Genomic DNA, 8,857 nt, shown 5'->3' on the forward strand with positions numbered 1-8,857 from the left:
TGGGGGTCACATCAGGCGCATTCAAGAATCTGGATTTGGCCGCATAGTATGTAGAGCGAAGGGATGAGATGCTACTGGCTGAAGTTGGGCCGGAAGCAGAATGGCGGCTCTAGAGCGGCCAAACCCAAAAAGCGGACTTAGGATGCGCCGACTTACACGCACACTGTTGGAAAAGTTCGTCAGTGCTCGCTATCGGGCTCTATGGCCACGACACCAACAGCAACAAACGCAACGAAGAAGGGGCACTGTCCCACCTGCGATGGCGAGCGCACCTGCGAAATCCACGGCTCGATCTACAAGGCTTGGGACTGGGAGGACAAGCAATATGGCCATTCGGTCAACGGCGGTGTCGACCACTCTCTGCTCGAATGTCAAGGGTGCGAGACGGTCTTCTACGAAACTTCCAGCTGGAACAGCGAAGACACCGATCACTACTACGATGCGGCGGGGCAGGAGCAGTATGAGCATCCGAGGGAGATACAAACTTATCCGAAGCCAGAGGCCAAGACGAAGCCGGTATGGTTCGACGCCATGCAAAAGGCTGACCCCCAGCTGCGCAATATCCTGAGCCAGATGTACGTAGCGCACGACAACCAGGCACACATCCTCACGGCGATAGGACTCAGAACGGCACTGGACCGTGCAACCGAAGTCATCGGCATCGACCCGGCCAAGACATTTGATGAGAAACTGAACGAGCTGCGCAACGGAGGGTGGATCGGGCAAACTGAGCGGGACATCCTCGGCGTTGTTACGGATGCGGGTAATGCGGCTGCGCATCGCGGCTGGGAGCCCGACAGTCAGGAGGTTTCCGAACTGCTCTCATCGCTAGAGGTGTTCCTCCATCGCGCTTTTATCGTCGGCCAGAAGGCATTAGGCATCAAGAAAAGTATTCCCGCAAAACCCGAGCGGCTGCTCGCCGTTGGGAAGAAGACTACTCCCTGACCACAATTGGGGCCGGAAGCGGAAAGGCAGCTTTTATATCTTTGAGCGGATTAAGCGGACAGCGACTGCTGACCGAATCGCAAGCCGGTGCATTAGAGAATGGTCTGGAGAAACCCCTCTTGGAATAGACTTTTGCCGTCGTTAAAACGCACTTGCAGGACAGCCAACACGGAGCCGAGAGCCACAAAGTAAATCGGTTTACTATTTAGCGCGCCTTTCCTACCATCCAGTGATGGCGAGAGAAACCTTTACGATTGAGGGCGCAGGCGCAATTTCTCTTACAGCCGAGGCTGAGGGGGATGCCTACGCCATACCCGTCCTTCTTGCGCACGGCGGCGGGCAGACACGGCGCGCGTGGAGAAGGGTGGTCAGCGAGCTGGCTCAAGCCGGCTTTCGCGCAATCGCCTTCGACATGCGCGGTCACGGAGACAGCGATTGGTCGCCATGCGGAGCTTATGAAATGCGCGACTTCGCGGCGGATCTGGTCGCTGCAGCGTCGCGCCTGGACCAGAAGCCAGCGCTGGTCGGCGCTTCACTGGGCGGGCTCGCCGGACTGATTGCCGCAGGGGAGCTTGCTCCAGGTAGCTTTGCTTCACTCACATTGGTCGACATTGCCCCGCGCATGGAGCCTAGCGGTGTGATGCGCGTGGTTGGTTTCATGGAAGAGCATGTCGATAGCGGCTTCGCCTCACCAGAGGAGGCGGCCGACGTGATCGCTCGCTACATGCCGCATCGTCCCAGGCGGGGCGCGAGCGATGGTCTGAAAAACTATCTGAGGCAGAAGCCGGATGGGCGCTTCTATTGGCACTGGGACCCTGTGTTTATCCGTAATATAATGTCAGCCAGACAAGGCGACCCAGACAGCCAAGAACGTCAATCGGCAATGCTGAGCCAAGCTGCGGCGAATCTCACGCTTCCGCTTCACCTCATCCGAGGCGGCTCTAGCGATCTTGTTTCCGAAGAGGCCGTTTTGCATCTGCGACAACTCGTCCCCCATGCAGAATACACCGATATTGCCGATGCCACGCACATGGTCGTGGGCGATGCGAACGATGCCTTTTCCGCCGCTATCGTCGATTTCCTAGGGCGCCATCAGTCTCGCGATACGGCTCAGCCACAGGGGACGAGGGAGCTATGATCGATCGAGAGCGCTTGCAGGAAATGCTGCATATAGCGCCGTTTCACCGATGGCTTGGGCTGGAGATTGCAACATGCTCCGACCAGGGAATCGCGATCACCATGCCATGGCGCGAAGAGATCGTGTCGAACCCTATGATTGGGTCGGCGCATGGAGGGATCCTGGCTTCACTGGTCGACCTCACCGGGCTTTATACTCTGCTTGCGGCGGGCGTCGCGGCGAGAGCGACGGCCGATCTGCATGTCAATTACCACCGTTCTGCAACCTCAGGACCTCTCACTGCTCACGGACAGATCGTGAAGCTCGGGCGACAGATTTCGGTGGCGGAAACCCGGGTTCTCGAGCCCGACGGCAAGTTGGTCGCCAGCGGCAGGGGCGCCTACTTCTCGTCAACCGGATCAATTGATCAGCGCGGCGGGACTATTGATCTCGAACAGGCTCTTGCCACCCAAGGCCCAGCGACTTCTGCAGCGCAATCCACGCCAGCGTAAGGGCGCCTTTTGCCCGGACGAGGTCTGCTGAGGCCTGCTGCTGTTCTCGCAGGGCCCGGTTGAGGTCAGCCTTCGAGATCGCTCCTGCAGCAAAACGTTGGCGGTTCAGGTCCGCCGCGACGTCAGCCTGCTTCTTGATTTGCATACTGGCAGCGAGCGCAACACGCTGCTGGCCGAAGCGAGCCAAGGCACGTTCGGCGTCTTGCAGTGCCAGAAGCACCGTCTGCTGGTAATTGGCGACTGCTTCGTTGCGCGCCGCCCCGGTTTGGTCGATCGCAGCGTCTACCCTGCCGAAATCCAGAAAATTCCACTGGAGGCGCGGGATCGCGAGTGCGGAGAATTCGCCGACATCGACAACGTCGTCCAACGAGGATCCGCCGAGGCCCAGGATCCCTGTGAAGGACAATTTCGGGAACCGCGCCGCCTCGGCCACCCCGATCCGCGCCGTCGACGCGGCAAGAGACCGTTCGGCCGCCCTTATGTCAGGCCGACGCGCCACCAGGCTTGCCGGATCGCCAATCGCGACCTGCTCTGGCGGCATGGGAATGGAGCGCACAGTCGTGAGCGCTGCATCAGCTGATCCCGGCACCTGTCCGGTCAGTATAGCGAGCGCATCAGACAGGACTGCGATATCCGCTTCAGCTTCGGCAAGTTGTGACTTGAGCACCTCCAGTTCGGCATTCGCGGTGCCTACCGGGAAAAGCGGCAATGCACCGCGCTGATAGCGTTGGTATGTCAGCGCCAGGATCTCTTCCTGCAACGAAATCTGCGCCTCAAATTGCTCTGCGCGGAATTGGGCCTCCCGCAAATTGACGTAGGTGCTGGCCACTTGGGCAGTCAACTGGACCTTAGCGTCCTCTGCATTGGCCACCGTTGCAGCAGCTTGGGCATTGCTGGCCTCAATGCGCCTGCGCGAGCCACCGGCAAACTCCAGCTCCCAGTTGGCGTTAAGGCCCACATTGTAAAAGCTGAGCGAGTCATCGGTTTCTGCGTCGGAATTGGTTTGCTCTGACGGGGGGGGCGCCCCGCCTTGAAGGTCGAGACCAGGAAGCCGGCCCTGCACGGTGGTGGCCTGTGCCCCAAGCGATGGCATTCGACCCGCACGGTCTTGCCTGATGGATGCCCGTGCCTGAGCAATGCGCGCCTGCGCTGCGGCGAGCGAGGGATTGCCGGACAGCGCAGCCTCCACCAGCCGCGTCAACTCGGGATCGCCGAGCAGCAGCCACCATCGAGCGACAACCGGATCAGATGCGCTCACATCACTGCCAGCGCGCACAAAGCGAGTGCCCGTGTCTGCTGACATAACTTCCGGGGGGCCTGCATAATCGGGCCCTGCCGTGCATCCAGCTAGCAAGGCGATAGTGACAAGCGGAGGTAGCAAGTGGCGCATCGTGTAGGGCTCAGTGCATCGAAAGGGAGACATTTTTTGGAAGCGGCCTCAGGAAGAGGACCAGCGGAACCGTCGCGAGGGTCAGAATCCCCATAACCAGGAACACATCATTGTAGGTCATTATGAACGCCTCGCGTTGGAGGGTGCGGCTCAGGACGGCCATCGCCCCCTCCATGCCGCCGAAGTTTCGCGCCAGCCCTTCGAGATAGGCCTGTAGCGAAACGCTGTTCGCATTCAGGGTCTCTTCCATCCGCCGGCTATGATGCCAGATCCGCTGGTCCTGGAACGATGCCAGAGCCGAAAGAGCGAAAGAGCCACCGAGATTGCGGGCCGCGTTGAAAATGCCCGAGGCATCGCCCGCGTCTTCCTTGGCCACCGACGCAACCGTTGCCTGATTCAGGAACATCATCGCAAGTATCATTCCGGCCCCGCGGATAAGCTGACTTTCAGTGAAGACTGCGCCGCCGGATTCCGCGGTCAGACTCGTGCTGACAAAGCAGCTGATCGCCATCAGCAGCATTCCGGTGCCGACGGCAATGCGGATGTCCACCTTGCGGATCATCAGGGGCAGAACCGGCATCAGGAGAAAGGCCGGGACACCCATCCAGAAGATGACCAGTCCCGTCTGAAAAGCATTATAGTCAGAGATGATCGCGAGGAACTGGGGGATAACGTAGGTTGAACCATACATCACCATGCCCAGGGCGAGAGCCATGATCGCGACGCTGGCGAACTGTCGATTGAACAGGAGCTGCAACTTCAAGACCGGCTTGCGTGCTTTCACTTGTCCGTAAATCAAACAGGCAAAGCCGATAATGGTCACCACCGTTAGCCAGCGAATGAGTGAGGACTCGAACCATTCTTCACGGTGCCCTTCCTCGAGTACAACAGTCAGACCGCCCAGTCCGAGGATCAGCCCGAGAATGCCAGCCCAATCGGCGTCCGTGAGATATTCCCACTTGGGCTTCTCGTGAGGCAGCCCGATAAACAGCAGGAGCAGCAGGATTGCGCAGACTGGCACATTGACGAAAAAGGCATAGTGCCAGCTCAGGTTCTCGGTCAGCCAGCCGCCGATCAATGGCCCCATCACGGGGCCAAGAACCACAGTCATGCCGAACAGGGCCATTCCGATGGGCTGTTGGTGCGGCGGCAATCGTTTAGCCACAATAGTCATTGCGGTCGGAATGAGGACTCCGCCCATGAAGCCCTGGCCCGTTCGGCCGATGATCATGGTCGTAAGGTCGGTGGCTACACCGCATAGCACCGAAAATGCGGTGAACGCGCTGACAGCGATGATGAGGAGGGTTCGCAGACCGAACAGCCGTTCCAGCCAAGCGCTCAGCGGAATGACGACGATTTCAGCAACGAGAAATGACGTAGCAATCCAGGTGCCTTCGGCGCCTGTGGCACCGATCTCGCCCTGAATGACGGGGAGTGCGGAATTGACGATTGATATGTCCAGCGTCGCGAGCATGGCGCCGAGCGCGCCCGCGGCCACAGCGACCCAGGCAGTCACGTCTGCGTTCTTTCGGCTCCCGGCCGGCCCGATCGAAGTGTCCTGCGCTGCCAGTATCTCGGTCATTGAGTCCGACTCGAGATCTCTTCCAATTCGCCGGCAGCATTCCGGGTGTCGACCGTAGCCACTACCGACATGCCGGGAACGAGCAGACGCCGCACTTCAGGGGGAGCATCGATAGCGATGCGGACGGGTATCCGTTGAACGATCTTGGTAAAGTTGCCGGTGGCATTTTCGGGGGGGAGGATGGAAAATTCCGCGCCCGTTCCCGGCGATATGCTGACCACTCGTCCCGCGATCTCAAGGCCTGGCAGGGCGTCAACTTCGAGCCTGACGCTCTGGCCGGCCCGGATGAGGCCGACCTGCGTTTCTTTGAAGTTCGCGGTCACGTAGATCGCGCTCACCGGAACCACCGTCATCAAACGTTGACCCGGTTGCACGAACTGGCCCACCCTCACCGAGAGATCGCCGACGCGGCCGGCCTTGCTGGCGCGCAGCAAGGTCGATTCAACCGTAAGGTCGGCTGTTTCCAGCTGAGCGCGGGCAGCGTCCGCCTGCGCCTGGGTCTGGCTGATCTGCTCGAACAGGGTCCCCCGGCGAGCGGTCGCGGCAGCCACCGCCGCCTGCGCAGCGGCGAGTTCGGCCCGCGCCTGCCGCGCCTTGGCCTCATACTGGTCTAGCTTTTCCCGCGGTTCGGCTCCTGTCGCGGCAAGGGGCCGATATCGCGCCACCTGGTCGTTCGCGAGGTCCAGTGCTGCGCGCGCGGCGGCGAGTTGGGCCCGCGCCTGGCGAATGGCTGCATCCTGTTCGGCTACCTGAGAACGGATTGTGTCGGCACCGGCCAGGGTCGCAGCGATCTGCGCGCGCGCCTGTTGCGCTTGCGCCTGATAATCCCGCAAATCCAGTTGTACGAGGGCTCCGCCGCGAGCAACCTGCTCGTTCTCCCCCACGAAGACCTCTTCGACGTATCCCGCTACCTTGGAAGAGATAACGACGCTGTCGGCAGCGACATAGGCGTTATCGGTCGACTGCATGTACTGTCCGTAGGTTACGTGCCGGTAGTACCACCAGATCCCGCCAAGCAGCACGGCAAGACCAACGATGATTAGCACGATGCGCAAGCCACGCCGCGATTGCGGTTTCGTTGGGGTTGTGCCCTCCTGCTCCGGTTGGTTGGAGTTATCGGTCATCTGACTCTTTCGGCAGCCTCAGTAAAAGGTGAACGCGTCTCGCGCCCTATGAGCCGTGAGTCAAATAGTAAAGGCATTTAGCAGTTTGCATTTGGGCATCCGAGGCTATCCGACTACACAGCGCTATGGATGAAAAACCAGATACCATGTCACGGTCTCAGCGTCGGCAGAAGGTCATCACCGATAATGACCGCATTCTCTATCTTATGGACGAGATCAGTCGCGGCGCGCGCAGAGTGTACGATGCGAGGGTCGCCAGGATCGGTCTCAATCAGACACAGTGGAGGATCATCGGACAACTTCTTCGCGATCCTGCCCTTACGCAGGCTGAAATCGCCAAGAAACTGGAACTGGAATCGGCGACCATCGGCCAGGCGGTTGCAGGTCTTTGCGCACGCGGGCTGATGAAAAGGCTTCGAGCTGAGACGGATCGGCGAGCGTGGCAGCTCATCCTCACGGAGCAGCTTGACGATCTGCTGCCCGAACTGAGAGGCTCCGCGGATAGGCTTCATGATCTGCTTTGGCGCGACATTGCCGCCGACGAGAAGCGAACGCTGCAGCAGATTCTTGAAAGGGTATCGGAAAATCTGGACCAACACCGTGCCGAGGCTGAATAAAATCATGGCATCGGCCCCGGAAAAGCCTATCGGCAGCATCGCTCGCGCCGCGGAGATTGGCCGAATCCTAATGAGGCACGGAGCGAAGAATCTCGCCGGAGCCCTCGGGTTTATTCCCTCTTCGAACAATGTCATCGACCCTCGCGAATTTCGCCCGGCCGCAGTTGTCGCGTTCCTCCGTGACATCGGGCCAGTCGGCATAAAACTGGGGCAGCTCCTCGCCACCCGAAGCGATCTGTTCACCGAACACTGGATCACGGCATTCTCAACCCTGCACGATCAGGTGTCGCCAGTGCGCTTCGCAGATATCGAGCCCGTACTTGCTTCAAGCTGGGGTGAGGACTGGCGGAACGACTTTGCGCAGTTCGACGAAAAGCCTTTGGCGTCCGCCTCGATTGCACAGACCTATTCCGCCGAGCTAAGGGACGGTAGCAAGGTCATCGTGAAGGTTCGACGCCCGGGCACCGCCGCGCGGATGGAAGCCGATGTGCGTCTGCTTGTGCGTCTTGCCGAGATCGCAGAAGCACGCTCTCCTGACATCGCGCGTTACCGGCCAGTCGAGTTTCTGCGGACCTTCGGCCGCAATCTTGCCTGGGAGATGGACCTCGCTGCGGAATCCCGAGCCTGCGAGCGGATCGGCGCATATCTCGATACCATCGGCGTCAGGACCCCGGCCATCCATTGGGAACTGACCGGGCTGCGGGTGAACGTTCAGGAACGCCTGTACGGCAGGCCCGCGTCTTCGCTGGGCAGCCCATCGGGCGACCCGCGGGTGGCGGCTTTCGCTAAAAGCTATGCCAACGCTGTCCTGCGGATGATCATCCTGAACGGCGAATTTCACGGCGACCCCCATCCGGGTAACGTCTTCCTGATCGGCGAGCAGGATGTCGGCTTCATCGACTTCGGATCAGTCGGGACGCTCACCAAGGCCAGGCGCGACGAGATCGTCCGCCTCGTGCTTGCGATTGCTGGTGAGAAAACCAGCGATGTCGCGAATGTCCTGCTCGCATGGGCGGGGGAGCCGAAGGTGGATCGCGATGCGCTCGCGGTGGATCTGGATCAGTTGATCGGAGAGTTCAGGGGAACCGTGCTATCTGGCATCGAGTTCTCGCAGATTTTTTCCCGCGTTTTCGACCTGTTGCGGGATTATCGACTGGTTCTGCCACCTGATCTGGCCATTCTTCTGCGTACCTTGCTTACGGCAGAGGGTGTCGTCCGATCACTGGCACCCGACTATAACATTGCCGAGGACACCCGGCCGATCATGACGGAGCTTTTCGCCGAGCGGTTCTCGCTCGCTAGCGCTCGGTCGGGTTTGAAGAAACTTCGCGGTCAGCTGCTGGGGTTGTCGGCGTCCTTGCCCGACATACTTGCCACTGCGAACTCGATCGCAAAGTCAGGATATGTGCCGGTTCAGCTCGATCCGCTCAGTATCGAGCAACTCGCAGGACTTCGCAATGAGCGTCAGTCCTTGAAAGGCCCTCTAGCTGCCGCATTGATCGTGGCTAGCGCATTGCTTGTCGATCAATCCTGGCTTCTGGCTGGCGGCGCGCTTGTGATTGCTGGGGTG

8 protein-coding genes are annotated in these 8,857 nt (G+C 60.0%); 5 read left to right on the forward strand and 3 right to left on the reverse strand.

All coding sequences use genetic code 11. The features are described from left to right. Positions 1-201: 201 nt before the first annotated feature. From ACGHJ7_RS14395 to ACGHJ7_RS14405, 3 genes are all read left to right on the forward strand, one after another. Positions 202-945, forward strand: a complete 744-nt coding sequence (locus ACGHJ7_RS14395; RefSeq protein ID WP_054522875.1) for a DUF4145 domain-containing protein — start codon at positions 202-204, stop codon at positions 943-945. Positions 946-1,177: 232 nt separating this feature from the next. After that, positions 1,178-2,083, forward strand: coding sequence for an alpha/beta fold hydrolase (locus tag ACGHJ7_RS14400; protein ID WP_222823359.1), 906 nt, complete (start codon positions 1,178-1,180; stop codon positions 2,081-2,083). Beyond that, on the forward strand, positions 2,080-2,574 hold the full coding sequence (locus ACGHJ7_RS14405; RefSeq protein WP_082379178.1) for a hotdog fold thioesterase: 495 nt from the start codon (positions 2,080-2,082) through the stop codon (positions 2,572-2,574). The genes ACGHJ7_RS14400 and ACGHJ7_RS14405 overlap by 4 nt, the downstream gene beginning before the upstream one ends. Here the strand turns inward: ACGHJ7_RS14405 and ACGHJ7_RS14410 are convergent. The 3 genes from ACGHJ7_RS14410 to ACGHJ7_RS14420 are packed head-to-tail and all read right to left on the reverse strand — an operon-like array spanning position 2,504 to position 6,670. Continuing rightward, a complete protein-coding gene (locus ACGHJ7_RS14410) occupies positions 2,504-3,964 on the reverse strand; it encodes an efflux transporter outer membrane subunit (RefSeq protein WP_064305672.1) in 1,461 nt (486 codons plus the stop codon). The genes ACGHJ7_RS14405 and ACGHJ7_RS14410 overlap by 71 nt on opposite strands. Before the next feature lie 10 nt (positions 3,965-3,974). Then, positions 3,975-5,546, reverse strand: a complete 1,572-nt coding sequence (locus tag ACGHJ7_RS14415) for an MDR family MFS transporter (RefSeq protein WP_054522877.1) — start codon at positions 5,544-5,546, stop codon at positions 3,975-3,977. Continuing rightward, complete coding sequence (locus ACGHJ7_RS14420) at positions 5,543-6,670, reverse strand: HlyD family secretion protein (protein ID WP_222823358.1); 1,128 nt, start codon at positions 6,668-6,670, stop codon at positions 5,543-5,545. The genes ACGHJ7_RS14415 and ACGHJ7_RS14420 overlap by 4 nt, the downstream gene beginning before the upstream one ends. 206 nt (positions 6,671-6,876) lie before the next feature. On the opposite strand from ACGHJ7_RS14420, the gene ACGHJ7_RS14425 reads away from it, so the two are divergent. Then, on the forward strand, positions 6,877-7,287 hold the full coding sequence (locus tag ACGHJ7_RS14425) for a MarR family winged helix-turn-helix transcriptional regulator (RefSeq protein WP_390479089.1): 411 nt from the start codon (positions 6,877-6,879) through the stop codon (positions 7,285-7,287). Positions 7,288-7,291: 4 nt separating this feature from the next. Beyond that, positions 7,292-8,857 (forward strand): ABC1 kinase family protein (locus ACGHJ7_RS14430; RefSeq protein ID WP_390479090.1); only part of this gene is annotated, 1,566 nt, incomplete at its 3' end.

Source organism: Altererythrobacter sp. MTPC7 (assembly GCF_042851395.1).
Taxonomy (GTDB): Bacteria; Pseudomonadota; Alphaproteobacteria; order Sphingomonadales; family Sphingomonadaceae; genus CAJXSN01.

Bases quoted from the DNA above. Each gene is read 5' to 3' on its own strand.
- ACGHJ7_RS14395 (WP_054522875.1), top strand. From the start codon at position 202: ATGGCCACGACACCAACAGCAACAAACGCAACGAAGAAGGGGCACTGT.
- ACGHJ7_RS14400 (WP_222823359.1), top strand. From the start codon at position 1,178: ATGGCGAGAGAAACCTTTACGATTGAGGGCGCAGGCGCAATTTCTCTT.
- ACGHJ7_RS14405 (WP_082379178.1), top strand. From the start codon at position 2,080: ATGATCGATCGAGAGCGCTTGCAGGAAATGCTGCATATAGCGCCGTTT.
- ACGHJ7_RS14410 (WP_064305672.1), bottom strand. From the start codon at position 3,964: ATGCGCCACTTGCTACCTCCGCTTGTCACTATCGCCTTGCTAGCTGGA.
- ACGHJ7_RS14415 (WP_054522877.1), bottom strand. From the start codon at position 5,546: ATGACCGAGATACTGGCAGCGCAGGACACTTCGATCGGGCCGGCCGGG.
- ACGHJ7_RS14420 (WP_222823358.1), bottom strand. From the start codon at position 6,670: ATGACCGATAACTCCAACCAACCGGAGCAGGAGGGCACAACCCCAACG.
- ACGHJ7_RS14425 (WP_390479089.1), top strand. From the start codon at position 6,877: ATGGACGAGATCAGTCGCGGCGCGCGCAGAGTGTACGATGCGAGGGTC.